A 23,408-nucleotide genomic window follows, 5' to 3' on the forward strand; every position below is an offset into this window, starting at 1 on the left:
GGGAGTGCTTCTAGCCGGATGGAGCGAAGCGAAATCCGGGGCGCGGTGAAACCGATCCCGGATTGCGCTTCGCTGCATCCGGGCTACAGGTCACAGCGTCGGAAAGAAAAGGGCCCGGTTCTGGAGGGGCCAGAACCGGGCCTAGTCAGTCAAACCGCAAGCGAGGACATCGCGGCCGAGCGGGAAATGGCGGCAAGCCGCCAGCTGGCACAGGGAATGTCTTGCGGTTCGACGTGGATCTCCTTGGCAAAGCGCACCAGCTTCCAGTCGCCGGGACTGGCAGTGAAAGCGTAATCCGACTTCCGGGCGAGGCCGATCATCGCCGCATTGGACCGCAGCGTATCGCCGAAGATGCGCTCGGCTCCAAAGGACGCCGCGCGGCATTCGAGATTCTTCAACAGCGCCTTGCCGATGCCGTGGCCCTGCCACCGGTCATCGATCGACAGGCCGAACTCGACGCTCGACGTATCGGCATGGAAGGCGTAGCGGGCTTCGCCGACGATGGTCTCGAAGCCATCGACCGGCATCGTCGCGACCACCGTGAACCGGTCAGCCTCGCCGACATGGATGAAGCGCTCGAGCTCCGTCCTCGGCAGCTCGCTCAGTGCACCCAGGAAGCGGTTGTAACGGGACGCCGCGGAGAGCGAGCGGATATAGCTCTGCAGCTCCTCGCGGTCGCGCGGCTCGACGAAGCGCAACTTGATCTCGCTGCCGTCCTTGGCGCGCAGCACATCGGAGTATTGCTTGAGATCGTCGAGATGCAGCGCGGTCATGACACGCTCCTCGGGTGAAGAAATTGGCCGGCGCCCTTCGGTGGAAGCAGCGCCGGGCGGCGCATGACCCGCCAAAGTGTGAAGCGGTTTGGCGGCCGGGTCATGCGCCTTGCTTTAGGTTTGGAGCGCGACCGGACGCAAAACCGGCGTCCACTTCTGCTGGTCGCGCTCCGGCGGCCCATCAGGCCCGCCAGAACGGCTTCTCGGTCTCGAACACGATGTCGCTGCGGGACATGCCGATGTCGTGCAGGTCGCGCTCGGTCCACTGCGACAGCTCGCGGCGGCGCTCATAGCGGTCCCACCACACATGCAGGGTCTCGCCGACCTGGTGCAAAAGCCCCGGCGTATGATGATTTGTCATCGATTCATGGGTGAAAATGGACATTTGCGGCTCCTCTCGGTAACCTGTTGGCAGTAATATCTGCGCCATCCGACTTGTTCACAAACGACACTTTGTACCGTTTCGCATGAATTAAAGTCATGTATTTGGAGGCAAATCAGGGATGACCAGCCGGCTGCCTTCGCTGAACGGCCTGAGGGCTTTCGAGGCCGCCGCGCGGCACATGAGCTTCACGGTCGCGGCGTCCGAACTGAACGTGACGCAGACCGCGATCAGCCATCAGATCCGGCGGCTGGAAGAGGAGCTCGGCGTCCGCCTGTTCATCCGCCAGAACCGCTCCCTGAGCCTGACGCCGGAGGCTGCCGAATACCTTCCCGGCGTCCGCGCGGCCTTCAACGACCTCCGACTCGCGACCGATCGCCTGCTGCGCCGCGACGACGATCATGTACTGACGGTCTCGACCTTGGCATCGCTCGCCGCCAAATGGCTGCTGCCGCGGCTGTCGGCGTTCCAGGAGGCGCATTCCGGCATCGACGTCCGCATCACCACCTCGACCAGCCTGGTCGACTTCCAGCGCGACAAGGTCGACGCGGCGATTCGCTATGGCCGCGGCCAATGGCCGGGCCTGCGCGCCGACTGGCTGATGGCGGACGAGCTGTTTCCGGTGTGCAGCCCGTCGTTGCTGCAGGGAAACAAGCCGCTGAAATGCCCTGAAGATCTCCGGGATCACGTGCTGCTGCACACCAGCAACGCCAACAGCGACGACTGGCGGCTGTGGCTGACTGCAGCAGGCCTGCCGACCGATATTTCCAAGCAGCCGGGCGTGACCTTCGACCTGCTGTTCGTGACGCTGCAGGCCGCGATCGACGGCATCGGCATCGCGATGGGGCCGCACCTCCTATGTGCAGGACGACATCGCCAAAGGCCGCCTTGTGGTTCCCTTCAAGATCGCGCTGCCCGCCGATGCAGGCTTCTACCTGGTCTCGCCCCAGGGACGCGCCGATTCACCCAAACTCTCGGCCTTCCGCTCCTGGCTCGGCGCCACCGCGCATACGACGCCGTGATGCGGCGCACGCGGCTCTGTTTTGTTATGACGCGTTTTCTTCACGCGAACCGGCGTCCGCTTCGCTCGAAACCGCTCTCGCCTACGGCTTTTTTCCGATAGCAGCGGCACGATTTCGGGTTGGTGGCGCCGGACGGCCGTGCCAAATTGCCGCATATGGCAGTTAACTGCCTTGGCCGGCGTGGCAATTTACGCTGGCCGTTTTGCTACGGGGAGGAAAGGCCGTTATGTCGCAGTCGAGTTCATCGCAAGTCCCGCAAATCAAATCGCGCCTCGGCGCCATCCTGCGTGCGACCAGCGGCAATTTCCTCGAGCAGTTCGATTTCTTTCTGTTCGGCTTCTATGCGCCCCTCATCGCCAAGGCCTTCTTCCCCTCCGAGAACGAGACCGCCGCGCTGCTCAACGCCTTCGGCGTGTTCTGGCTCGGCGCGCTGATGCGCCCGGTCGGCGCGATCGTGCTTGGCGCCTATATCGACCGCATCGGCCGCCGCCAGGGCCTGATCGTGACGCTCGCAATCATGGCGGTCGGCACCGTGGTGATCGCGATCTGCCCGACCTATGCGTCGATCGGCATCGCCGCACCGATCATCGTGCTGATCGCCCGCCTGCTGCAGGGCTTTTCCGCCGGCGTTGAGCTCGGCGGCGTCTCGGTCTATCTCGCTGAAATCGCCACGCCCGGCAATCGCGGCTTCTATACCTCATTCCAGTCGGCGAGCCAGCAGGTCGCGATCTTCGTCGCCTCGATCCTCGGCTACATCCTGAGTGAGAGCATGCCGGCCGCAACCGTTGCGGCCTGGGGCTGGCGGATTCCGTTCTTCGTCGGCTGCCTGATCATCCCGGTGATCTTCTTCCTGCGCCGTACGCTGGAAGAAACTCCGGCATTCCTGGCGATGAAGAAGCATCCGACCGCAAGCGAGGTTTTTGCCTCGGCGGTCGCCAACTGGCGCATCGTCATCCTCGGCATGATGATCGCGGTGCTGACCACCACCACCTTCTACTTCGTCACGGTGTACACGCCGACCTTCGGCAAGACCGTGCTGAAGCTCTCGACCCAGGATGCGCTGCTGGTGACGCTGCTGGTGGCGGTGACCAATTTCATCTGGAATCCGGTCGGCGGCGCGGTCTCCGACCGGCTCGGCCGCAAGCCGGTGCTGCTGGCAATTGCCGGCCTGTCGCTGGTGACCGCCTATCCGGCGCTGCACTGGCTGGTCACCGATCCGTCGTTCGGCAAGATGCTGGCGGTCGAGATGATGTTCTCGTTTTATTTCGGCGTCTACAGCGGCACCATGCTGGGCTGCCTGGTCGAGATCGTGCCGGCCCATGTCCGCACCACCTGCTTCTCGCTGGCTTTTGCGCTGGCGGCCGGCCTGTTCGGCACCTTCACGCCGTTCGCCTCGACCTGGCTGATCCAGCAGACCGGTGACAAGGCCTCGCCCGGCTACTGGCTGATGTGCGCCGCGCTGCTCGGCATCGTCGCCGCGCTGATCGTCTATCGCGGCGGCCAGACCATCGAGCAGCGCGAGACCGTCGCGGCCTGATATCACGCATGCAATCGGGGCAGGACTCCCGATTTGAGCATGATCTATCGGAAAACCGCTACACACTTTTCCGGATCATGCTCATTCGCCTGCCCCTGTTGCTTTCCATGCCAACGACGATAACAAGAGCGCATGGTTGATCTGACGCGCAGGTTCGACGTGCTGGTGATCGGCGGCGGCAACGCCGCGCTTTGCGCTGCGATCAGCGCGCGGCGCGCCGGCGCCTCGGTGCTGGTGCTGGAAGGCGCCCCGAAATTCTACCGCGGCGGCAATACCCGTCACACCCGCAACATGCGCTGCGCCCATGACGCGGCGACCGCGATCCTCACCGGTCCCTACACCGAGGAGGAGTTCTGGAAGGATTTGCTGCTGGTGACCGGCGGCCAGACCGACGAGGAACTGGCCCGCTTCATGATCCACGAGTCCAAGGACATCCTGAACTGGATCGTCGAGCAGGGCGTTCGCTGGCAGCCCTCGCTCGGCGGCACGCTGAGCCTCGGCCGCACCAATTCGTTCTTTCTCGGCGGCGGCCGCGCGATGCTCAACGCGCTCTATCGCACCGCCGAGCAGCTCGGCGTCGACATCCTCTACGACGCCGAGGTGATCGACTTGAACATCGAGCACGGCATGTTCCTCTCGGCGCAGCTGAAGCAGCCGGTCGGCGGCAGGACCGAGGTGCGTGCCTCGACCCTGGTCGCGGCCGCCGGCGGCTTCGAGGCCAATATCGAATGGCTGAAAGAATATTGGGGCGAGGCTGCCGACAATTTCCTGATCCGCGGCACGCCGTATAATCGCGGCGCGATCCTCAAGATGCTGCTTGCGAAGGGCGTGCAGGAGATCGGCGATCCCACGCAATGCCATGCGGTGGCGATCGACGCCCGTGCGCCGAAATTCGACGGCGGCATCATCACCCGCCACGACTCGGTGGTGTTCGGCATCGTCGTCAACAAGCATGCCGCGCGCTTCTACGACGAGGGCGAGGACATCTGGCCGAAGCGCTACGCGATCTGGGGCCGCCTGGTCGCCGCCCAGCCGGACCAGATCGCCTACATCATCTTCGACTCCAGCGTGGTGACCAGCTTCATGCCGACGCTGTTTCCGCCGATCGCCGGCGCGACGGTCGCCGAGCTCGCCGGCAAGCTCGAGCTCGATCCAGCCGCGCTGGAAAAGACCATCACCGAGTTCAACGCCGCGGTGCAGCCCGGCACCTTCGACCACACCGTCCTCGACGACTGCCGCACCGAAGGCATCACGCCGGCCAAGACGCATTGGGCGCGCAGGATCGAGTCGCCGCCCTATCTCGCCTATCCGGTGCGGCCCGGCATCACCTTCACCTATCTCGGCACCCGCGTGAACAAGCAGTCGCGGATACTGATGAAGGACGGCAAGCCATCCGCCAACATGTTCGCGGCCGGCGAGATCATGGCCGGCAACGTGCTCGGCAAGGGCTACGCCGCCGGCATCGGCATGACCATCGGCAGCGTGTTCGGCCGCGTCGCCGGACGGGAAGCGGCGAAGAATGCGCGGAATTGAGCCTTGCGCGATCGGAGAGGACCGATGTCACGTCTTGCCATGTTCGCCGCAGCCGCCGCGCTGATGGCAGCGACCACGAGCAAAGCCGCCGAGCCGATCGCGCTGCGCGACATGGGCTCGTTCCATGTCGGCGGCCGCCTGGTCGAGATCACGGGAAAGCCGGTCAAGGACGTCACCTTCACGCCGGGCGGCGTACCTGCAAAAGTCGATCCGAACGGCACCTACCAGGTCGAGCAGATGTACGTGCAGTACTTCCTGCCGCAGAACGAAAAAGGCGCCTATCCGCTGCTGCTGTGGCATGGCGGCGGCCTGACCGGCGTCACCTATGAGACGACGCCGGACGGACGCGAAGGCTGGCTGAACTATTTCCTGCGCAAGGGCTGGAGCGTCTACAATTCGGACGCGGTCGAGCGCGGCCGCGCCGGCTGGGCGCAATACCCCGACATCTTCAAGGGCGAGCCGGTGTTCCTCACCACGGCGAACCCGTTCCAGCGATTTCGCATCGGCGACGGCCCCGACTCCTATGATCCGGATCCCGCCAAGCGCAAGCTGATGCCCGGCAGCCAGTTCCCGAACGAAGGTTATGAGAACTTCGTCAAGCAGAACGTGCCACGCTGGACCACCACCGATGATGCGACCATCGCGGCCTACATCGCCGAGATCGATCGCGTCGGCCCCTGCATCATCCTGTTCCACAGCCAGGCCGGCACGTTCGGCTTCAAGGTCGCGCAGGCGCGCCCCGACAAGGTCAAGGCGCTGATCGCGATCGAGCCGGCCGGCGTCGGCGATCCCGCCAAGGTCGACGCGTTGAAGAATATCCCGACCCTGATGGTCTATGGCGATTACATCGAGCGGGATTCGCGCTGGCCGAAGATCCGCGCCACCGGCGGCGCCTTCGCCGACGCCATCCGCGCCGCCGGCGGCAGCGTCGACGTGGTCGACCTACCCAAGGTCGGCATCAAGGGCAATTCGCACATGATGATGATGGACAAGAACAACGCCGAGGTCGCCGGCCTGATCCAGACATGGCTGGAAGGCAAAGGACTGACGAAGCAGTAGCGAGATACGGGATAAGGCTAGCGTTTTCCGGCGAAGTGGTTACCGGTCTCGCGTCAGGAAAACGCGTCAAACAAAGAGTCTGAGATGCACGGGACGAGGACATTGCAGGAAGCCGACCGTCTGATGACGGTTTGCAATTCCTGCCGCTATTGCGAGGGCCTGTGCGCGGTGTTTCCCGCGATGGAGATGCGCCGCGCGTTCTCCGACGGCGACCTCAACTATCTTGCCAACCTCTGCCACGCTTGCGGCGCCTGCTACACCGACTGCCAGTTCTCGCCGCCGCACGAATTCAATGTCAACGTCCCGAAGACGCTGGCGGTGGCGCGCGCCGAATCCTATGCCGCCTATGCCTGGCCGCGCGCCTTTGCCGGCGTGTTTGCACGCAACGGCCTCGTCATCAGCCTGATCGCGGCACTCAGCGTCGCCGCCTTCATCTTCGGCTTCGCCGCGATCAACGACCGCGGCGTGCTGACCGGCATCCACACCGGTCCCGGCGCGTTCTACAAACTGATGCCGCACAACGCGATGGCGCTGCTGTTCGGCTTGGCCCTGCTCTACGCCATCCTGGCGCTCATGATGGGCGTGCGCGCGTTCTGGCGCGATATCGGCGAGCCGGTCGGCATGACGACGGATGCGACATCGCTGTTGCAGGCGGTGCGCGATGCCGGCGAGTTGCGCTATCTCGACGGCGGCGGCGTCGGCTGCTTCAACGAGGACGACCATCCGACCGACCGCCGCAAGCTGTATCACCATCTCACCTTCTACGGCTTCCTGCTGTGCTTCGCCGCGACCTGCGTCGCGACGCTGTACCACTATCTGCTGGCGCGCGAGGCGCCCTATGCGTGGTGGGACCTGCCGGTCGTGCTCGGCACGCTCGGCGGCATCGGGCTCGTGGTCGGCCCGATCGGTCTGCTCAGCGAGAAATGGACGCGCGATCGCGTGCTGGTCGATGAGCGGGCCATGGGCATGGACACCGCGTTCATCCTGATGCTGTTCCTGACCAGCATCACGGGCCTTGCCCTGCTGCTGTGGCGCGAGACCGCCGCGATGGGGCCGCTGCTGGCGCTGCATCTCGGCGTGGTGTTCGCGCTGTTCATCACCATGCCCTACGGCAAGTTCGTGCACGGCATCTACCGCTTCGTCGCGCTGGTGCGCTACGCGCGGGAACGGCAGATGATGGTGGAGTAAGCTCCAACCGCCGTCATTCCGGGGCGCGCCGGCCGGACTCGGGTTTACCCGAGTTCGGCAAATATTGAGTGTCCAAGTCGGCAACAGCCGACTTGGATGACGCGAACCCGGAATCCATCGGGCCAGAGAGCAAGTAGTCAAATGGATTCCGGGCTCGCCGCTGCGCGGCGCCCCGGAATGACGCGTGGTCAGAGATCCACCACCACGTAATCGCTTTCCACCGCGACCTTGATGGTCTCGGCGACATAAGGACCCTTCACCACATTGGTGCCCGGCTCGACGCTGACCGGATAGGCGCGCACGCGGAAGCGGCGCGGGTCGCAATAGGACTGGCCGGTGCGGATATCGAACTCCCAGCCGTGCCAGGGACAGCGCAGGATCTCGCCGAGCTTGGTGTATTCGATCTCGCCCGGGTCCGACGACGAGGCGAGCCCGATCAGCGGCCCCTCGCACAGCGCCGCGCCCTGATGCGGGCAGCGGTTCAACAGGCCGAAGAACTCGCCCTTGACGTTGAAAACGGCGATCGGCCGTCCGTCGATCTCGAGGAATTTTCGCGAGCCCGGCGGCAACTCGTCCACCGGGGCAATCACATGGCGCGCCATCAGTTGTTCTCACGCATGATCGGATTCGAAAAACCGGTTCCCACGTTTTCGGATCATGCGATACCGTACAGCTGCTTGGCATTGTCGAGATAGAACGCCTGCCGGTTGGCGTCGCTGACGCCGGCCGGCAGCACGCGCGACGGCTCGTCGTAGTCCCAGTGCGGATAGTCGGTCGCGAACAGCAGCTTGTCCCAGCCGATCCACTCGATGGTCTGGAACAGATGGTCGCGGCTTTCCGGGTCCTCCATCGGCTGCGTGGTCCACCAGATGTGGTCGCGGATGTACTCCGACGGCTTGCGCGTCAGATGCGGCACCTCGGCGTGCAGCCGCGCAAACACCTTGTCGAGCCGCCAGGCCAGCGACGGCGCCCAGCCGAACCCGGCCTCGACCATCACCATCTTCAGTTTCGGGAAACGTTCGAACACGCCTTCGAGCACCAGGCTCGCCAGCGCGGTCTGCTGGCACTGCGAATGGCCGACCATCTCCTCGACGTAGTAGCTCGGCCAGCCCGACGCGGTGATCGGGTTGCCGCCGAAGCCAAAGGCATGCACGCCGATCGGCAGCCCCGCCTCCTGCGCCGCCTCATAGATCGGCCAGTAGCGGCGCTGGCCGAGCGGCTCGACATTGCGGCTCAAGAGCAGCACCTGGACGAAATTTGTGTCGCCCGCGCGCTTGCGGATTTCCGCCGCGGCGGACACGCCGTCCTCATTGGGGACGACGACCGAGCCTTTCAGGCGTGAATCCTTGCTGGTCCATTTCTCGATCTGCCAGTCGTTGATCGCCGAGCAGATCGCGCCGGCGAGGTCCTGGTTGCGCAGGCCCTGCCCGGTGTTGAGCGGGTTGAGCACGCCGAGCGCGACATTGTTGGGATCGAGATGCTGCTTCTGCATGAAGGACAGCGACGAGCCCTGCGGGCCGCCTTCCGGCGGATAGGCATCGCGGCGCGACGCGTTGGGCTGCGCCTTCGGGTAGGGCGGGCCTTCCATCATGCCTTGATAGGCATGGACGCCGAAGGTCTCGAGATGCGCGTGCCAGCGCTTGGCGAGATAAGGATACAGCTCGTCCTTGGTCGCACGTGCCGGATGGATGTCGCAATCGGCGATCGCGGTCTTGATGCTGGTTGACGATGCCGCTTCGGGGCGTTCACGAATCTGGACGTTCATCGCGTCGTCTCCTTTTCATTAGGCATGATCTGATCCGAAAACCGGACGCCGCTTTTCGGGATCATGCCTCACCTTGAGGCGCGGATAGGTCGCATGCGGATTGTCGATCATGATCTTGCGGACCAGATCCTGCGACAATCCCTGCGGCAGCACCTCGTCACCATCGAACTGCCAGTGCGGATAGTCTGACGAGAATAGGATCAATTCGTCCGACTGCATATGGTCGAACAGCCGGTTCAGCGTGTCACCGTCCGGCGGCGCGTCGACCGGCTGCAGCGAGAAACGGATGTTGCTCCGCACAATCTCCAGCGGCGCACGATCGACCCACGGCGTTTCCATCCGCACGCCGCGCCAGAACTTGTGCAGTCGCCACAGGAACGGCGGCAACCAGGTGAAGCCGGACTCCAGCATCACCATCTTCAGATTCGGATGACGCGCGAATACGCCCTCGACGATCAGGCTGGTGAGCTGGGTCTGGAATGCCTGCGCCTGCGCGACATAGTCCTCGATGTGATAGGAACCCCAGCCGACCGAGGTCGGCGGGTTGTGATAGGCGCTGCCGGCATGGATGCCGATCGGCAGGCCGAGCCGTTCGGCCGCGGCGTAGATCGGCCAGTAGTGCCGCTTGCCGAGCGGCATGTCGCCCATGACCAGCATCAGCACCTGCACGAAGCGCGGGTCCTGCGCGCAGCGCTCGATCTCGGCGACCGCCTTCTCGATGCTCTGCACCGGAATCACGATCGAGCCGCGCAGGCGCTCGTCCTTGTCGAGCCATTCCTTGGCGAGCCAGTCGTTCAGCGCGCGGCAGAAGGCGTCGGCCATGTCCTCGGAGAACACCATCTGCACGCCGTAGAGCGGATTGCAGATGCCGTGGGCGGTGCCGAACCGGTCCAGCACCTGGTGTTGCATGTCGGCAAGGCTCGAGCCCGGCTTGCCCTGCGCGGGCCGCCAGTCCGGCCGCGACGAGATCGGCGAATTGGTCGGATAGGATTGCGAGATCAGATCGGTCATGCCGCGCGTCGTCACCTGGTCGCGCCAGTAGTCGTTCAAGTATGGCAGCAGGCTGGTGAGGTGGGGCACGGCGGGATGCAGATCGCAATCCACGCCGCCCGCGATCAGCGACGTCATCAGGTTTCCTCGCGAGTTTCCTCCGTGCGCGCTCGCGACAATCTGCCGGGCGACGCTTGGTTGTTGTCCGGCATTCAAGCAGCCGGGGCGTCGCTCCGCAACTCGGCAGCGGCCTGCGTGGTGTGCTAGGAAGGCAGAACGCCCCACTGGATTTTCATGGCAGTTTTCATGGCAAGCAACGAGAAAGAGCGCCGATGACCGCACTCACATCCATCGCCGGACAGGTCGCCGCAAAACTGATCGCCAACAAGCAGACCATTGCGGTCGCGGAATCGTCCACCGGCGGACTGATCTCGGCATCGCTGCTGGCGGTGCCCGGCGCATCGGCCTATTTCCTCGGCGGCGGCGTGATCTACACCCGCGACGCACGGCGCGCGCTGATGGATATTTCCGACGATGCGATGCGCGGCCTCCGCTCCTCGTCGGAACCCTACGCACAATTGTTGGCGCGGCAGATCCGCGCGCGCCTCTCGACCGACTGGGGACTATCCGAGACCGGCGCCGCCGGCCCGACCGGCAACCGCTACGGCGACGCCGCCGGTCACAGCTGCATGGCGGTCGCCGGGCCCCAACAAGAGGTGATCACGCTGGAGACCGGCGGCAACGACCGGGCCGCGAACATGCAGGCGTTCGCGAAAGCGGCGCTGGAGTTGTTGTTGAAGAATCTGGAGCGCTAATCGCACGTTACGCTCGACGGCAACGGATCTTCGCCACGGGCTCGACCTCTCCCCGTCATCCTGAGAGCTTGTGACGGATTCGGCTCCTGCGGAGTTTTTGGCGGCTGTTCGTCGCAGCAATTGGCAGGTTTGAGTTCGAGTTCGGCGATGACCCGTTGTTTAGGCTCTGGAGAGGCGGTTGCCTTGCAGGATGTTGTTGACGAGGGCGTACCAGAGCACGACGGCACGGACCTTTTCGATGCCGCGCACGGTCAATTGCCGCAGGTCCCAATTGCGCCAGCGGGCATGGATGCACTCGCAGATCGACCGGGACCTGTATCGGGCCTTGCCCTCTTCGCTCGCCATTCGCGCACGCCAGGCCAACACCCCCGGACCGTCGCCGCGCCGCGGTAGATAGGGATCGGTACCGTGCTTGGATTGAGTGGGCGGACAAAAGATATCGATGCCCTCGGCATAGGCCCATTCGATGTCCTCGGCACTGCCAAAGCCGCCATCGACGAGATGGTCCTTGGGCAACCCTCCGGGCCGCGCACGCTGCCGCTCCAGCATGGGGCGCATCAGGCCGCGATCGGATCCGATGTTGCAAATTCTGGTGTCGACGACGATCTGCTCCCCGGCCACGCTCGTCACCTGCACGTTGTAGGCGGGGCGGAAGCCGCCGTTCGCCATCTTCATGACCCGTGCATAGGCGTCCGTCGTGGAGGCCCGCGGCTCCTTCGGCGTCTTGCCGTTGCCGCGACTTTCTTCGCGCTCCTTGCGCTGCTGCTTGATCTCGGCGAGCGCCGTCTGCGCCGCCTTCACCCGCGCGCTGCGTTCCCGCGCGGCCCGCTCCTTGGCTGCCCGGGCACGCTTATTGCTGGCGTCCGAGCGTGTGTCGACCTCGCGCTTGAGGTCTTCCACCACGGCCTCAGCCTGCGCCAAATGCTTATCCAGCGTCGCCTCGCGCCGGAACGAGGCCGCCCCGGCGCTGGCCCGGACCCGCATGCCATCCTGCGCCAAGGTCTCCAGATCGACGAGACCGGCCTTTGCCAACGCTGCCAGATGCTCACTGAGCAGTCGGTCAAGCAGATCGGCGTTGCCGACCCGGAAGTCCGCCAGCAGGTGATAGTTCACCGACACCCCGCCGCACAGCCAGCGATAGGCATCGTGGCTCTCGCACAGCCGCTCCAACGCCCGCGCGCTGCCAACGCCTTCGCTGGCGGCATAGAGCCACAGCGCCAGCAAAAGCCGGGGCGAGGTCGCGGGGTGACCGGGACGATCGCCGCGAGCCTTGATCCGGTCCTCCAACTCACTCAGATCAAGCTCTTCGACATAAGACCAAATCAGCCGCACCGGATGGTCTTCCCCGATCAGGCTCTCAATATCAACCGCTCGCAGCGCAATCTGGTCGCGCTGGGGCTCACGCAGCCGCGGAGCGCCGGGCAAGCCCGCTTCGGCTGGTGGCTTCGCCTGCTCCGGCAGGTCCCCAAACAACTCATCGGCAGCCAACATCACCTCCCGCGAATCCATCATCGCCAGAGAATCACACCGCGCCGGCTTTCGGCTATAATGCTCGCTGAAACCCCAAAAAAATCACACCCTCTGAGGAGCGCGCAGCGCGTCTCGAAGGATCGACGGCCACCAGCGGAGCCGTGCATCCTTCGAGGCTCGCCGAGCGGCGCAATTGCGCCGCAAGGCTCGCCCCTCAGGATGACGGGTCAATCATCTAGCGTGAGGAATCCTACTTCTCGCGGAACGAGCGCATGAACTGATCGTGCAGGGGCTTCATCAAATACGACATCATGGTCCGGTCGCCGGTCTGGACGAAAGCTTCCACCGGCATGCCCGGGATGATCTTCACCTCGCTGCCGAGGCGCGCGACCTCTTCCGGCGGCATCGAGACGCGGATGGTGTAGTAGCTCTGCCCCGTGCGCTGGTCGGTGTTGACGTCGGCGGAGACGCGGGTGACGACGCCGTTCAGCTCGGGCGTAGTGCGCTGGTTGAAGGCGGAGAGCCGCAGCACGGTCTTCTGCCCGACCTGCAGCTTGTCGATGTCCTGCGGATTGACCTTGGCCTCGACCGACAAATCGTCGGCCTTGGGCACGATCATCATGATCGCATCGCCCGCGGTGATGACGCCGCCGACGGTGTGCACCGTCGATTGCAGCACCACGCCGTCCTGCGGCGCGCGGATATCGATGCGGCGAAGCTGGTCCTCGGCCGTGACCTTGCGCTCGACGAACTCGCCGATCTTGTCGTTGGTCTCGCGCAGGTCCTTTGAGACCTCGGAGAGCATGTCCTTGTCGACCTGGATGATCTGCAGCTCGGTCTCGGTGATCTTGCCCTTGGCTTGGGCGCGCGAGGCGATGTACTGCGCGCGCTCGCCGGAGAGCCGCGCCGCGTCACGCTCGAGCGTGGTCAGGCGGGTGAGCTGCACCAGATGCTGCTCGTAGAGCTGGCGGACGCCGACCAGCTCCTGCTGCACCAGCGCGATCTCCTTGTCCTTGGCGGTCTCCTGCGCCTGCAGGCCGGAGATTTCCTCGTTGAGCTGGGTGACGCGCTCGCGCAGCTGCGCCTTCTGGCCGGTGCGGCCGTTGACGCGCACTTCGAACAGCTTGGTTTCGCTCGCCATGATGTCGCGGACGTCGGGATCGTTGGCCTGCTCCACGAGCTGCGGCGGGAAGGCGATCTTGTCGCGGCCCTGCTGCTCGGCTTCGAGTCTTGCGGCGCGCGCGTAAAGCCCGTTGAGTGTCTTGACCACGATCGCAAGGCTCGCCTTCACGACGGTCTCGTCGAGGCGCACGACGATATCGCCCGCCTTGACCACGTCGCCATCACGCACCCGCACTTCGCCGACCACGCCGCCGGTCGGATGCTGCACCTTCTTGACGTTGGATTCGACCACCACCGAGCCCGGCGCGATCAGCGCCCCGGAGATCGGCACCGTCGCGGCCCAGCCGCCGACTCCACCGCCGAGAACGAGGATCACGACGAGGCCGACGATGAGGTGCTTCCTGATCGAGGCATGTGCATTGCGCGGTTGATCGGTCATGGTTTGGCCACTCCCGCATCGGCGACGATCTTGATCGGCGGCGGCACCGGCGGCGCGACTCGTTGCAGCACCTGCGCCAGCACCGTCTCCTTCGGGCCGAACGTCTGCATGCGGCCGTCCTTCAGCACCAGCAGCTGGTCGACGCCTTCGATCCCGATCGGCCGGTGCGCGACCACGATGACAACAGCGCCGCGCTCACGGGCGCCACGGACCGCGCGGGTCAGCGCCTCGTCGCCCTCGCTGTCGAGGTTGGAATTCGGCTCATCCAGCACGATCAGGAACGGGTTGCCGTAGAGCGCGCGCGCCAGCGCGACGCGCTGTGCCTGGCCGGCCGAGAGCGCGCTGCCCTGCTCGCCGACCTGGGTGTCGTAGCCCTCGCGCATCTTGATGATCATCTCGTGCACGCCAGCTTCCTTGGCGGCCGCGATGATGCCGTCGGATTTGGCGTCGGGATCGAACCGGCAGATGTTCTGCGCGACGGTGCCGGCGAACAATTCGACGTCCTGCGGCAGATAGCCGATATGGCGTCCGAGTTCGTCCGACGACCACTGATCGAGCGCGGCGCCGTCGAGCCGCACCTTGCCGCGCGCCGGCACCCAGACGCCGACCAGCGCCCGGATCAGCGACGACTTGCCTGAGCCGCTCGGACCGATCACGCCGACGCCGCTGCCGGCTTCGACGGTGAAGCTGACGTCCTGCACGATGACGCGCTGGTCGCCCGGCGCGACCATGGTCACGGCCTCGACGGACAGCTTCTTCTCCGGCGCCTGCAGCAAGGTCTGTTGCGGCCGTGCCGGAATCTGCTCCAGCAGGCGGTTGAGGCGCTGCCAGCTCTGCCGCGCGGCGACGAAGCTCTTCCAATGCGCAATCGCGAGATCGACCGGCGCCAGCGCCCGCGCACTCAGGATCGAGCCGGCGATGATGATGCCGCCGGTCGCCTCCTGGTGGATCACGAGCCAGGCACCGACCGCCAGCACCGCGGATTGCAGCATCATGCGCAGCACCTTGGCGACCGCACCGAGCCCGCCGGTGACATCGCTCGCATGCTGGTTGCCGGACAGATATTCCTCGTTGGCCTCGTTCCAGCGCTTGTTCATGCGCCCGGCCATTCCCATCGCCACCAGCACTTCGGCGTTGCGGCGGCTGGACGCGGCAAGATCGTTGCGGCGCGCCGCAAGCGACATCGCCTCCTTGGCCGGCCGGCGCGACAGGTATTCGGTGATCAGCGTCAGCGTCACCAGGATGACGGCACCGATCAGCGCCGTGACGCCGAGCAGCCAATGGAACGCGAAGCAGATCGCCATGTAGAACGGCAGCCAGGGCAGATCGAAGAACGCGCCGGGGCCCATGCTGCCGAGGAAGGAGCGCACATTGTCGAGGTCGCGCAGCGGCTGCAGGCCCTCGCTGCGATTGCCGGCCGTGAGAGGCAGCCGCACGATGGTGTCGAACACCCGCGCATTGAGCGCCTCGTCGAGCGAGGTGCCGACCCGGCCGAGGATTCGTCCACGCAGCAAATCGAGGACGCCCTGCGCCATGTAGAGCACCGCGGCGATCACCACGAGGCCGACCAGGGTCGGTACGCTGCGGCTCGGCAGCACCCGGTCGTAGACCTGCAGCATGAACATCGAACCGGTCAGGTACAGCAGGTTGATCATGCAACTGATGAGGCCGACGCCGATGAAGGCACTGCGGCAAGCGCGCAGCGCCTCAGCCAGTTCGGAACGCCGGACAGAGGGCGCGGCTGCCATAGAAACTGATCTCTGCAAAACAAAAGAGTTACGTGATCACCACGTTGTACAGACGTTTGCGATCATCGTCCATTTCAGTCGCGCCGACCAGAGCACGGCTCGCGCCCTATTTTTGTGATCCCACAGACAGTTGACGGAATAATTAGGGTTAACCGGCCGCGGAACCCGGCGCGGGTGCCGGCGCGCTTCTCGGAAAGGGCACGAGAATGACCGACATCGAGACCCGGCCGATCTCGCCGTCGACATCGAGCAGCACCCCGCTGCCGACGCCAAGCCCGGCCTCCGCCCGCCAGCGCGCCTCGGCGCGAACCCCGATCCAGGCGCCCCGCGGCGGCCTGAACAACTGCACCGCGAGGTTCGGGTTGGGGTCGGCCACCACGTTCTGCACCGGGCGCGCGATGCCGTGGGTCCAGTCGGCCGGACCGAGCACCCGCGCCAGCGGACCGGCGTCCGGGATCACGCTGTGATGCATCCGAAACCAGGCGACATCGTCGCCGGCGCGGGCCTCCATCGCGTCCATGAACCAGCTGCGGCCATTCACGGCGTGCGGACTGCGCAGCGGAAACACCGTGGGATCCACGGGTTCGGCTACTGCTTCGTGAAAGCCGGGGATCTCGACCGCGCGCTCGCGCGACAGCGTCACCCGCACCGTCGCACAGGGCTGCTGCTCGCCCGCCGGCCAGAGCGTGTTGTCGACGACGCTGACCCGGCCGCCGTCGGTCACGACGGAGATTTGCGTGCGCAATTCCGCCATCGGCGTCGGCCGCAGGAACCAGGCGGAAGCCGAAATCGCGGTGCCCCAGTCGCGCGCGCCGGCCATGGCCTCGATTTCGCCGGTCAGCAGGCTTGCGACCGCACCGCCCTGCAAGCCGGCGAACGGCCCCGCCGCCAGCGCCGCGGGCTTCCAGTGATGAGGTGTGGCTGTCGGTTCGAAGATGGCCAAGGCGGACGGTCTCACGGATGAGCAGATTGAGCGTTCGGGCAATCTGATCCAAGAATAGCCGCCATGACAAAAGGCCATTCGTCACCTGAGGTGAGTAGGATTCACCCGTTGGATGCCCCCGACCCGCGAGCGATCCCGCCGCTGACGGCGCTGCTCGCCTTCGAGCGCGCGGCGACGCAGCTCAGCTTCCGCCGCGCCGCGCGCGACCTGTCGCTGAGCCCGTCCGCGATCAGCCACCAGATCCGCGGGCTGGAGCAACAGTTCGGCACCAGGCTGTTCGTCCGCGGTGCGCGCTCGGTGCGCCTGACCGAGGACGGCGAACGCTATCTCGCAAAGGTGTCGGCAGCGCTGGCGACGCTGCAGGAGGCGAGCCGCGAGATGATGCGGCAGCGCGGCGAGGCCGGCGGCGAGCTCTGGATCAGTTCGCTGCCGTTCTTCACCAGCGCCGTGCTGCTGCCGGCGCTGCCCGAGTTCAAACGGCGTCATCCGCAACTGACGCTGCGGATCGAGGCCACGCATCAATATGCCGACTTCAACGGCTCGCGCGTCGATGTCGCGATCCGCTACGGGCGGGAACATGCCGCCGGGCTGAAGGTCGAGCCGCTGGTTGAGGTCAAGGGATTGCCGGTCTGCGCGCCGGCGCTGGTCAAGGCAGGGCTTCGGACCCCGGCGGACCTGTCGCGCGAGGTGCTGATCCATGTCACGACGCAGCCGCGGGCGTGGCCGGCCTGGCTGAAGGAGGCCGGGCAGCCGCACCTCGCGCCGCGTGGGCATCTCTGGCTCGACAGCGTGCCGGCGATGCTGGAGGCCGCCGAACACGGGCTCGGCGTGGCGCTCGCCATGGCGCCCTTGATCAAGGCGCGGCCGGGCTTCGGCAAGCGGCTGGTGGCGCCGTTTGCGTTCGAGCCCGCGCACAGCGAGACGATCTATCTGGTCTCCCGCACCGAGCAGGCCCGCGACCGCCGGATATCAGCGGTGCGGCGCTGGATCGCCGACGCGGTCGCGCGCGCGAGCTAGACCGTGGCGGGCACCGGCTCTGCCAGGACGCAGCGCGCCTGATGGCCGGGTGCGACCTGCACGTTCGGCGGCAGGCTTTCGCTGCAACGCGGCTCGGCGAACTTGCAGCGCGGGGCAAAGGAGCAGCTGGCCGGTGCGTGGTCGAGCGAGGGCGGCGTGCCCGGAATGGTCTCCAGCCGCTGGCCGCGCATCGCGCCGTGAATGGTCGAGGCCAGCAGCCCCTTCGCATAAGGGTGCACCGGCGTGCGGACGATGTCGCGCAGCGCGCCCTGCTCCACGATCTGGCCGGCATACATCACCGCGACTCGGTCGCAGATCTCGATGGCGACGCCGATGTCGTGGGTGACGAAGATGACCGACATGCCGAACTCGCGCTGCAACTCGCGCAGCAGCAGCAGGATCTGGATCTGAACGGTGGCATCGAGCGCGGTGGTCGGCTCGTCCGCGAGCAGGATCTTCGGCTTGCAGGCCAGCGCCAGCGCGATCATCGCACGCTGGCGCATGCCGCCCGACATCTCGTGCGGATAGGACTCCAGCCGACGCTTGGCGGAGGGGATCCGCACCACTTCAAGCATCTCGAGCGCTCGCGCGGTCGCCTCGCGCTCGCTCTTGCCCTCGTGGCGCATCACCGTCTCCGCGATCTGGCGGCCGATGCTGTAGACCGGATCGAGCGCCAGCGCCGGCTCCTGGAAGATCATCGAGACGGTCTGGCCGCGGAACGCGGACAGCGCCTCGTCGTCCATCGCCAGCACCTCCCGGCCCAGCACCTTGACGCTGCCGGAGATCTGCGTGCGCTTCCGCGGCAACAGCCGCATCAGCGCGCGCAAGGTCACGCTCTTGCCCGAGCCGGACTCGCCGAGCAGCCCCAACACCTCGCCCTCGCCGAGTGACAGACTGAGATCGTTCACGGCATGGACCGTGCGATCGCCGGTGAAGCGGATGTTGAGCTTGTTGATCTCGACGAGATTGGTCATGCGAGCCGCTTTGTCATGTGAGTCTTGGCACCCTGGCGTGGAAATCGGTCACGCGCTGGAACGCCGCGCCGATCCGAAGCAATGTGGCTTCCTCGAAGGAGCGACCGATCAGCTGCATGCCGACCGGCAACCCCGCCTTGGTGAAGCCCGAGGGAATCGAGAGCGACGGCAGGCCGAGATAGTTGACCGGACGGGTGAACCGCGTCAGCCGCTGCAGCACCGCGTCGGCGCCCGGACCATTGCCGACATCGCTCTCGGCAATGGTCGGCGCCGGCACCGGCGACGACGGCGCGATCACGGCATCGACGCCATTGACCGCCGCATTGTGCGCGGCGAGCGCAGGGCCGCGCCAGCGCATCGCCTCGAGATAGGTGACCGCCGGGATGGTCAGGCCGTTCTGCAACCGCATCAGGACCTGCGCGCCGTAATCCTGCGGCCGCTCGATCATCCAGCGCTTGTGGAAGGCGGCGGCCTCGACCGCGAGCACCAGTTGCGAGGCCGAAGAAAGCTGGCGCTGGTCGGGCAGCTCGACCTTGACGATCTCGGCGCCCTCCTTCTTCAGCGTGGCCACCGTCTCGTCGAGGATGCGCGCCACTTCGGGATCGAGGTCGTCGACATAGAACGCCGTCGGCACGCCGATCTTGATGCCCTTCAGCGACTGCCTGGTCGCGGCCATGTAGTCCGGCACCGGCTGCGTCGACGCGGTGAGATCCTCGGGGTCGGCGCCGGCCATCAGGCCGAGCAGCAGCGCGCAATCCTCCGCGGTCTGCGCCAGCGGGCCGACAGTGTCGAGCGACTGCGACAACGGCATCGCGCCGGCGCGGCTGACGCGGCCGACCGTGGTCTTTAATCCCGTGACACCGCAGAAATGCGCCGGCATGCGAATCGAGCCGCCGGTGTCGGACCCCAGCGCGGCAAAGGTGAGCCGCGCGGCGACCGCCGAGCCCGAGCCCGACGACGAACCGCCGGTGATGTGCTCGGTGTTCCAGGGATTGCGTACCGGGCCGTAATGCACGTTGTGGCCGGTCGGCCCATAGGCGAACTCGACCATCTGCAACGAGCCGAGCCGGACCTGCCCGGCATCCTTCAGCCGCTGCAACGCCGTCGAGGTCGTCTTCGGCACGAAGTCGCGGCGGATCAGCGAGCCGCAGGTCACGACCTTGCCAGCCTCGTAATACATGTCCTTGTGCGCCAGCGGCACGCCGTGCAGTGGACCGCGGCTACCGCCCTTGGCGAGCGCGGCATCGGCTTCGGTCGCGGCGGCCAGCGCCTGCTCGGATTCGACGGCCATATAGGCGTTGAGGCGCGGTTGCCATTCTGCGATGCGATGCAGCACGGCGCGGGTCACCTCATGCGAGGAGACTTTCTTGTCGGCGATCGCCTTGGCGACCGCAGTCAGCGTCATCAGGGCCGGATCGGAGCTCATTTCGACACCTTTGCGATCTGTGCCAGCAGGAAGCTCGCGGGTTCGAGATCGAACGGCAGCGTGCCGGCGATCGGTGCAAAGCCGTCGAAGGCCGGTCCGATCGAATTGGCGATGCGGGTTGCGACCTCGTCGTCAGCGGGCACATCGGCGATCTGCGCGATCACCTTGACGTCCTTTGGAGTGGGTCTTGTCATGCCGCGTTTTCTCCTTTTGCTTTTGCCGGCGCGCGGCTGTGCCCCGAGCCGGGAATGGCCATGTAGCACGCCGCTTGATGGCCGATTGTATCGAGATCGCTGAGTTTTGGCGTGACGTTTGCGCAGAGCGGCTCCGCAAACGGGCAACGGGTGTGAAACCGGCAGCCCGACGGCGGATCGATCGGATTGGGTGGATCGCCCGAGATCGGCGGCACCTCGGTGCGCTTGTCGGGATCGGATGACGGCATCGCCGCCAGCAGCGCGCGGGTATAGGGATGCGCCGGCGCGTCCCACACCGCATCGACCGGGCCGAGTTCGACGACCTCGCCGAGATACATCACCAGCACGCGGTCGGAGATGTAGCGCACGACGTTGAGATCATGGCTGATGAAGAGGTAGGTCAGGCCGAATTCGCGCTTGAGGTCGGCGAGCAGATTGAGCACTTGCGCCTCGACCGATTTGTCGAGCGCGGACACCGCCTCGTCGAGGATCACCAGCCGCGGCGACAACGCGAGCGCGCGAGCGATGTTGACGCGCTGGCGCTGGCCGCCGGAGACCTCGTGCGGATAGCGGTTGGCGAAGATCTCCGGTCTTAAACCGACCTTGCCGAGCAGCTCGCGCGCCAGCGTCCGTGCCGTGTCGTCGGCCATGCCGTGGACCTTCGGTCCGAAGGCGATCGATTCCTCGATGGTGAGGCGCGGATTGAGCGAGGCGTAGCTGTCCTGGAACACCATCTGCACGCCGCGCCTGAGGTCGCGCAGCGAGAGCGCCGGGCCGACCTGTCTTCCGTCATAGATGATGTCGCCGGCGTCGCGCGTCATCAGATGCATCAACAGCCGCGCCGTGGTCGACTTTCCGCAGCCGGATTCGCCGACGATGCCGACGGTCTCGCCCTTCATGACCGCGAAGGTCACGTCGTCGACCGCCCGCACCGTCTTGCGCGGGCTGAACAGGGTGCCGCGCACCGGGAAATGCTTGGTCAGGCCGGTGACCTGCAACAACGGCTGCGCGGCACCGCCGACATCGGCGACCGGCTCCAGCATGTCCGCCGGGAGTTTGGCTTCGGTCATCGCACTAGTTCCTGATGTCCATGGCGCTGCGCATGCCGTCGCTGAGCAGGTTGAAGCAGATCGAGACCGCGAAGATCATCGCGCCCGGCAGCGCCGCGACCCACGGATTGACATAGATCGCGGTGCGCAGCGTATTCAGCATCAGGCCCCATTCCGGCTCCGGCGGCTTTGTACCCAGCCCAAGGAACGAGAGACCGGCGGCCAGGATCATCGACACCGAGATCAGGCCGGTGGCGTAGACGAAGATCGGACCGAGCACATTGCCGAGCATGTGCACGCGCATGATGGTGAAGGGACCGGCGCCGGACGCGCGCGCGGCCTCGACGAAATCCATGTTGCGCACGCCGGTGGTGACGCTTTCGGCGACGCGGGTGATCTGCGGCACGAACACGATGGTCAGCGACACGATCGAATTGGTGATGCCGGCGCCGAGCGCGCCCGAGATCGCGATCGCCAGCAGCACCGATGGGAAGGCGTAGAACACGTCGACGGTGCGCATGATCGCGGTGTTGAGCTTGCCGCCGACATAGCCGGCGACGAGGCCGAGCGAAGTGCCGATCACGAAGGCGAAGATCACCGGCAGGATGCCGATGACGAGAGACAGCCGTCCGCCATAGATCAGCCGCGCCAGCATGTCGCGGCCGAGCTCGTCGGTGCCGAGCGGGAAGCCCGGCGTGCCGATATGGCGGAGGCGGCGGATCATCGAGCCCTGGTAGGGATCGGCAAGATGCAGCCACGGTGCCAGCAGCGCCGAGGCGAAGATCAGCACCAGGATGAAGGCGCAGGCCATGCTGACCTTGTCGCGCCGGATGCGGCGGCCGACCGTCGCCCAATAGCCGCGCGCCTTGCTCGCCGGCGCGGCCTGCAATGCGGTATCTGACATCGCACTCATGCGAAGACTCTTTGTTGGAGCATGATCTCCGCGGAACACCGGTCTCCACTTTTCCGGATCATGCTCTAACTCCGCTTGATGCGCGGATCGATCGCGGCCTGCGCGATGTCCACCAGGAGATTGAGCAGCACGAAGAACAGCGCCAGCACCAGGATGGTGCCCTGCAGCAGCGGCAGATCGCGCTGGAAGATTGCCGAGTTCAAGAGCAGCCCCGAACCCGGCCAGGAGAACACCGTCTCGATCAGGATCGAGCCGCCGAGCATGTAGCCGAGTTGCAGGCCCATCACCGCGAGCGCGGTCGGCGCCGCGTTCTTGATCACGTGACGGAACACTTCGGTCTCGCGGAGACCCTTGGCGCGCAGCGCCTCGACGAAATCCTGGCTCAGGATGTCGCCGGTCAGCGCGCGCACCGTGCGGGTGACGATGCCCATCGGGATCACCGAGGTGGTGATCGCCGGCAGCACCAGATAGCGCAGATGCTCCCAGTCCCACGCCCAGGCGCTGGAGCCGCCGGGACCTGCGCCGACCGCGGGCAGCCAGTTGAGCTGCACCGAGAAGATGATGACCAGCACCATGCCGAGCCAGTAATGCGGCAGCGACACGCCGGCGATGGCAAAGGAGGTCGCGACCTTGTCGACCCAGGTGTCGCGGAAATAGCCGGCGATCAGGCCGAACAGCAGGCCGAGCGTGAAGCCGATCATCGCAGCCGCGATCGCCAGCATCACGGTGTTGCCGACCGCGCGCATCACCTCGCTCAGGACCGGACGCCCGGTTGCGATCGAATTGCCGAGATCGCCATGGATGGCGCGCCACAGCCACAGGCCGAACTGCACCGGCAGCGGACGATCGAAGCCGTAAGCCGAGCGCAATTGCGCGGCGAGCTCCTGCGAGGCATCGGCCGGAAGCACCGCGACCAGGGGATCGCCGGGCGTGATGTGCACCAGCAGGAAGCACACCAGCGCAACGCTGAGCACGATCGGAATGACGTAGACGATTCGTCTGGACGTATAGGCGAACACGAGTTCACTCGCTTCTTCCCTTCTCCCCTT

The 23,408-nt window shown here is 65.8% G+C and carries 21 protein-coding genes and 1 pseudogene; 7 read left to right on the top strand and 15 right to left on the bottom strand.

All coding sequences use genetic code 11. The features are described 5' to 3' along the window. Positions 1–149 precede the first annotated feature (149 nt). The gene (locus ACVMB0_RS05075; RefSeq protein WP_461345501.1) at positions 150–773 is read right to left on the bottom strand and encodes a GNAT family N-acetyltransferase; all 624 of its coding nucleotides are present in this window, start codon (positions 771–773) and stop codon (positions 150–152) included. 181 nt (positions 774–954) lie between these two features. Further along, positions 955–1,158: a DUF1127 domain-containing protein gene (locus ACVMB0_RS05080; protein ID WP_456751873.1), complete on the bottom strand. Its 204-nt coding sequence runs from the start codon at positions 1,156–1,158 to the stop codon at positions 955–957. A gap of 118 nt (positions 1,159–1,276) precedes the next feature. Between ACVMB0_RS05080 and ACVMB0_RS05085 the strand changes: the two are divergent. The 5 genes and pseudogenes from ACVMB0_RS05085 to tcuB all read left to right on the top strand — a co-directional run bounded on the left by ACVMB0_RS05085 (position 1,277) and on the right by tcuB (position 7,494). Then, a pseudogene (locus ACVMB0_RS05085) lies at positions 1,277–2,177 on the top strand (transcriptional regulator GcvA). A 226-nt stretch (positions 2,178–2,403) separates the two neighbouring features. Continuing rightward, complete coding sequence (gene tcuC / locus ACVMB0_RS05090; protein WP_461345502.1) at positions 2,404–3,714, top strand: tricarballylate/proton symporter TcuC; 1,311 nt, start codon at positions 2,404–2,406, stop codon at positions 3,712–3,714. 132 nt (positions 3,715–3,846) lie between these two features. Next, positions 3,847–5,247 carry an FAD-dependent tricarballylate dehydrogenase TcuA gene (tcuA, locus tag ACVMB0_RS05095; protein ID WP_456751870.1) on the top strand — a complete coding sequence of 467 codons (1,401 nt, stop codon included), beginning with the start codon at positions 3,847–3,849 and terminating at the stop codon, positions 5,245–5,247. Between the two features lie 24 nt (positions 5,248–5,271). Further along, positions 5,272–6,306 (top strand): alpha/beta hydrolase, encoded by a 1,035-nt coding sequence (locus ACVMB0_RS05100; RefSeq protein WP_461345503.1) that lies wholly within the window; start codon positions 5,272–5,274, stop codon positions 6,304–6,306. 84 nt (positions 6,307–6,390) lie between these two features. After that, positions 6,391–7,494 (top strand): tricarballylate utilization 4Fe-4S protein TcuB, encoded by a 1,104-nt coding sequence (gene tcuB, locus ACVMB0_RS05105; protein ID WP_461345504.1) that lies wholly within the window; start codon positions 6,391–6,393, stop codon positions 7,492–7,494. 188 nt (positions 7,495–7,682) lie between these two features. On the opposite strand, the gene ACVMB0_RS05110 is transcribed toward tcuB, so the two are convergent. Genes ACVMB0_RS05110 through ACVMB0_RS05120 form a run of 3 tightly spaced genes read right to left on the bottom strand, consistent with a single transcriptional unit; the run spans position 7,683 to position 10,387 of the window. Further along, positions 7,683–8,096, bottom strand: coding sequence for a Rieske (2Fe-2S) protein (locus ACVMB0_RS05110; protein WP_016846808.1), 414 nt, complete (start codon positions 8,094–8,096; stop codon positions 7,683–7,685). A 53-nt stretch (positions 8,097–8,149) separates the two neighbouring features. After that, complete coding sequence (locus tag ACVMB0_RS05115) at positions 8,150–9,259, bottom strand: amidohydrolase family protein (RefSeq protein WP_461345505.1); 1,110 nt, start codon at positions 9,257–9,259, stop codon at positions 8,150–8,152. Positions 9,260–9,277: 18 nt separating this feature from the next. Then, a complete protein-coding gene (locus ACVMB0_RS05120; RefSeq protein ID WP_461345506.1) occupies positions 9,278–10,387 on the bottom strand; it encodes an amidohydrolase family protein in 1,110 nt (369 codons plus the stop codon). A gap of 194 nt (positions 10,388–10,581) precedes the next feature. Between ACVMB0_RS05120 and ACVMB0_RS05125 the strand changes: the two genes are divergently transcribed. Beyond that, the gene (locus ACVMB0_RS05125; RefSeq protein ID WP_461345507.1) at positions 10,582–11,064 is read left to right on the top strand and encodes a CinA family protein; all 483 of its coding nucleotides are present in this window, start codon (positions 10,582–10,584) and stop codon (positions 11,062–11,064) included. 159 nt (positions 11,065–11,223) lie between these two features. On the opposite strand, the gene ACVMB0_RS05130 is transcribed toward ACVMB0_RS05125, so the two are convergent. The 4 genes from ACVMB0_RS05130 to ACVMB0_RS05145 form a co-directional block, all read right to left on the bottom strand. After that, complete coding sequence (locus tag ACVMB0_RS05130) at positions 11,224–12,555, bottom strand: IS1182 family transposase (protein ID WP_456756372.1); 1,332 nt, start codon at positions 12,553–12,555, stop codon at positions 11,224–11,226. 229 nt (positions 12,556–12,784) lie between these two features. After that, positions 12,785–14,095, bottom strand: a complete 1,311-nt coding sequence (locus ACVMB0_RS05135) for an HlyD family type I secretion periplasmic adaptor subunit (protein ID WP_461345508.1) — start codon at positions 14,093–14,095, stop codon at positions 12,785–12,787. Beyond that, on the bottom strand, positions 14,092–15,843 hold the full coding sequence (locus tag ACVMB0_RS05140; RefSeq protein WP_461345509.1) for a type I secretion system permease/ATPase: 1,752 nt from the start codon (positions 15,841–15,843) through the stop codon (positions 14,092–14,094). Before ACVMB0_RS05140 ends, ACVMB0_RS05135 begins: the two co-directional genes overlap by 4 nt. A gap of 148 nt (positions 15,844–15,991) precedes the next feature. Then, positions 15,992–16,786 carry an acyl-CoA thioesterase domain-containing protein gene (locus tag ACVMB0_RS05145; protein ID WP_461345510.1) on the bottom strand — a complete coding sequence of 265 codons (795 nt, stop codon included), beginning with the start codon at positions 16,784–16,786 and terminating at the stop codon, positions 15,992–15,994. A 108-nt stretch (positions 16,787–16,894) separates the two neighbouring features. Here ACVMB0_RS05145 and ACVMB0_RS05150 point away from each other — a divergent pair, with 108 nt between their 5' ends. Beyond that, on the top strand, positions 16,895–17,803 hold the full coding sequence (locus tag ACVMB0_RS05150; protein ID WP_456751861.1) for a LysR substrate-binding domain-containing protein: 909 nt from the start codon (positions 16,895–16,897) through the stop codon (positions 17,801–17,803). Here ACVMB0_RS05150 and ACVMB0_RS05155 read toward each other — a convergent pair. The 6 genes from ACVMB0_RS05155 to ACVMB0_RS05180 all read right to left on the bottom strand — a co-directional run bounded on the left by ACVMB0_RS05155 (position 17,800) and on the right by ACVMB0_RS05180 (position 23,378). After that, positions 17,800–18,777 carry an ABC transporter ATP-binding protein gene (locus ACVMB0_RS05155; protein ID WP_461345511.1) on the bottom strand — a complete coding sequence of 326 codons (978 nt, stop codon included), beginning with the start codon at positions 18,775–18,777 and terminating at the stop codon, positions 17,800–17,802. The genes ACVMB0_RS05150 and ACVMB0_RS05155 overlap by 4 nt on opposite strands. Before the next feature lie 13 nt (positions 18,778–18,790). After that, the gene (locus ACVMB0_RS05160) at positions 18,791–20,203 is read right to left on the bottom strand and encodes an amidase (protein ID WP_461345512.1); all 1,413 of its coding nucleotides are present in this window, start codon (positions 20,201–20,203) and stop codon (positions 18,791–18,793) included. Next, positions 20,200–20,397, bottom strand: a complete 198-nt coding sequence (locus ACVMB0_RS05165) for a hypothetical protein (RefSeq protein WP_461345513.1) — start codon at positions 20,395–20,397, stop codon at positions 20,200–20,202. The genes ACVMB0_RS05160 and ACVMB0_RS05165 overlap by 4 nt, the downstream gene beginning before the upstream one ends. Then, on the bottom strand, positions 20,394–21,467 hold the full coding sequence (locus tag ACVMB0_RS05170; RefSeq protein WP_456751857.1) for an ABC transporter ATP-binding protein: 1,074 nt from the start codon (positions 21,465–21,467) through the stop codon (positions 20,394–20,396). The genes ACVMB0_RS05165 and ACVMB0_RS05170 overlap by 4 nt, the downstream gene beginning before the upstream one ends. A gap of 4 nt (positions 21,468–21,471) precedes the next feature. Further along, positions 21,472–22,359, bottom strand: coding sequence for an ABC transporter permease (locus ACVMB0_RS05175; RefSeq protein ID WP_461345514.1), 888 nt, complete (start codon positions 22,357–22,359; stop codon positions 21,472–21,474). A gap of 65 nt (positions 22,360–22,424) precedes the next feature. Next, the gene (locus ACVMB0_RS05180; RefSeq protein WP_461345515.1) at positions 22,425–23,378 is read right to left on the bottom strand and encodes an ABC transporter permease; all 954 of its coding nucleotides are present in this window, start codon (positions 23,376–23,378) and stop codon (positions 22,425–22,427) included. Between the last annotated feature and the right edge of the window lie 30 nt (positions 23,379–23,408).

It is taken from the genome of Bradyrhizobium sp. USDA 4451 (genome assembly GCF_054822585.1).

Bases quoted from the DNA above. Each gene is read 5' to 3' on its own strand.
- ACVMB0_RS05075 (WP_461345501.1), bottom strand. From the start codon at position 773: ATGACCGCGCTGCATCTCGACGATCTCAAGCAATACTCCGATGTGCTG.
- ACVMB0_RS05080 (WP_456751873.1), bottom strand. From the start codon at position 1,158: ATGTCCATTTTCACCCATGAATCGATGACAAATCATCATACGCCGGGG.
- tcuC (WP_461345502.1), top strand. From the start codon at position 2,404: ATGTCGCAGTCGAGTTCATCGCAAGTCCCGCAAATCAAATCGCGCCTC.
- tcuA (WP_456751870.1), top strand. From the start codon at position 3,847: ATGGTTGATCTGACGCGCAGGTTCGACGTGCTGGTGATCGGCGGCGGC.
- ACVMB0_RS05100 (WP_461345503.1), top strand. From the start codon at position 5,272: ATGTCACGTCTTGCCATGTTCGCCGCAGCCGCCGCGCTGATGGCAGCG.
- tcuB (WP_461345504.1), top strand. From the start codon at position 6,391: ATGCACGGGACGAGGACATTGCAGGAAGCCGACCGTCTGATGACGGTT.
- ACVMB0_RS05110 (WP_016846808.1), bottom strand. From the start codon at position 8,096: ATGGCGCGCCATGTGATTGCCCCGGTGGACGAGTTGCCGCCGGGCTCG.
- ACVMB0_RS05115 (WP_461345505.1), bottom strand. From the start codon at position 9,259: ATGAACGTCCAGATTCGTGAACGCCCCGAAGCGGCATCGTCAACCAGC.
- ACVMB0_RS05120 (WP_461345506.1), bottom strand. From the start codon at position 10,387: ATGACGTCGCTGATCGCGGGCGGCGTGGATTGCGATCTGCATCCCGCC.
- ACVMB0_RS05125 (WP_461345507.1), top strand. From the start codon at position 10,582: ATGACCGCACTCACATCCATCGCCGGACAGGTCGCCGCAAAACTGATC.
- ACVMB0_RS05130 (WP_456756372.1), bottom strand. From the start codon at position 12,555: ATGTTGGCTGCCGATGAGTTGTTTGGGGACCTGCCGGAGCAGGCGAAG.
- ACVMB0_RS05135 (WP_461345508.1), bottom strand. From the start codon at position 14,095: ATGACCGATCAACCGCGCAATGCACATGCCTCGATCAGGAAGCACCTC.
- ACVMB0_RS05140 (WP_461345509.1), bottom strand. From the start codon at position 15,843: ATGGCAGCCGCGCCCTCTGTCCGGCGTTCCGAACTGGCTGAGGCGCTG.
- ACVMB0_RS05155 (WP_461345511.1), bottom strand. From the start codon at position 18,777: ATGACCAATCTCGTCGAGATCAACAAGCTCAACATCCGCTTCACCGGC.
- ACVMB0_RS05160 (WP_461345512.1), bottom strand. From the start codon at position 20,203: ATGAGCTCCGATCCGGCCCTGATGACGCTGACTGCGGTCGCCAAGGCG.
- ACVMB0_RS05165 (WP_461345513.1), bottom strand. From the start codon at position 20,397: ATGACAAGACCCACTCCAAAGGACGTCAAGGTGATCGCGCAGATCGCC.
- ACVMB0_RS05170 (WP_456751857.1), bottom strand. From the start codon at position 21,467: ATGACCGAAGCCAAACTCCCGGCGGACATGCTGGAGCCGGTCGCCGAT.
- ACVMB0_RS05175 (WP_461345514.1), bottom strand. From the start codon at position 22,359: ATGAGTGCGATGTCAGATACCGCATTGCAGGCCGCGCCGGCGAGCAAG.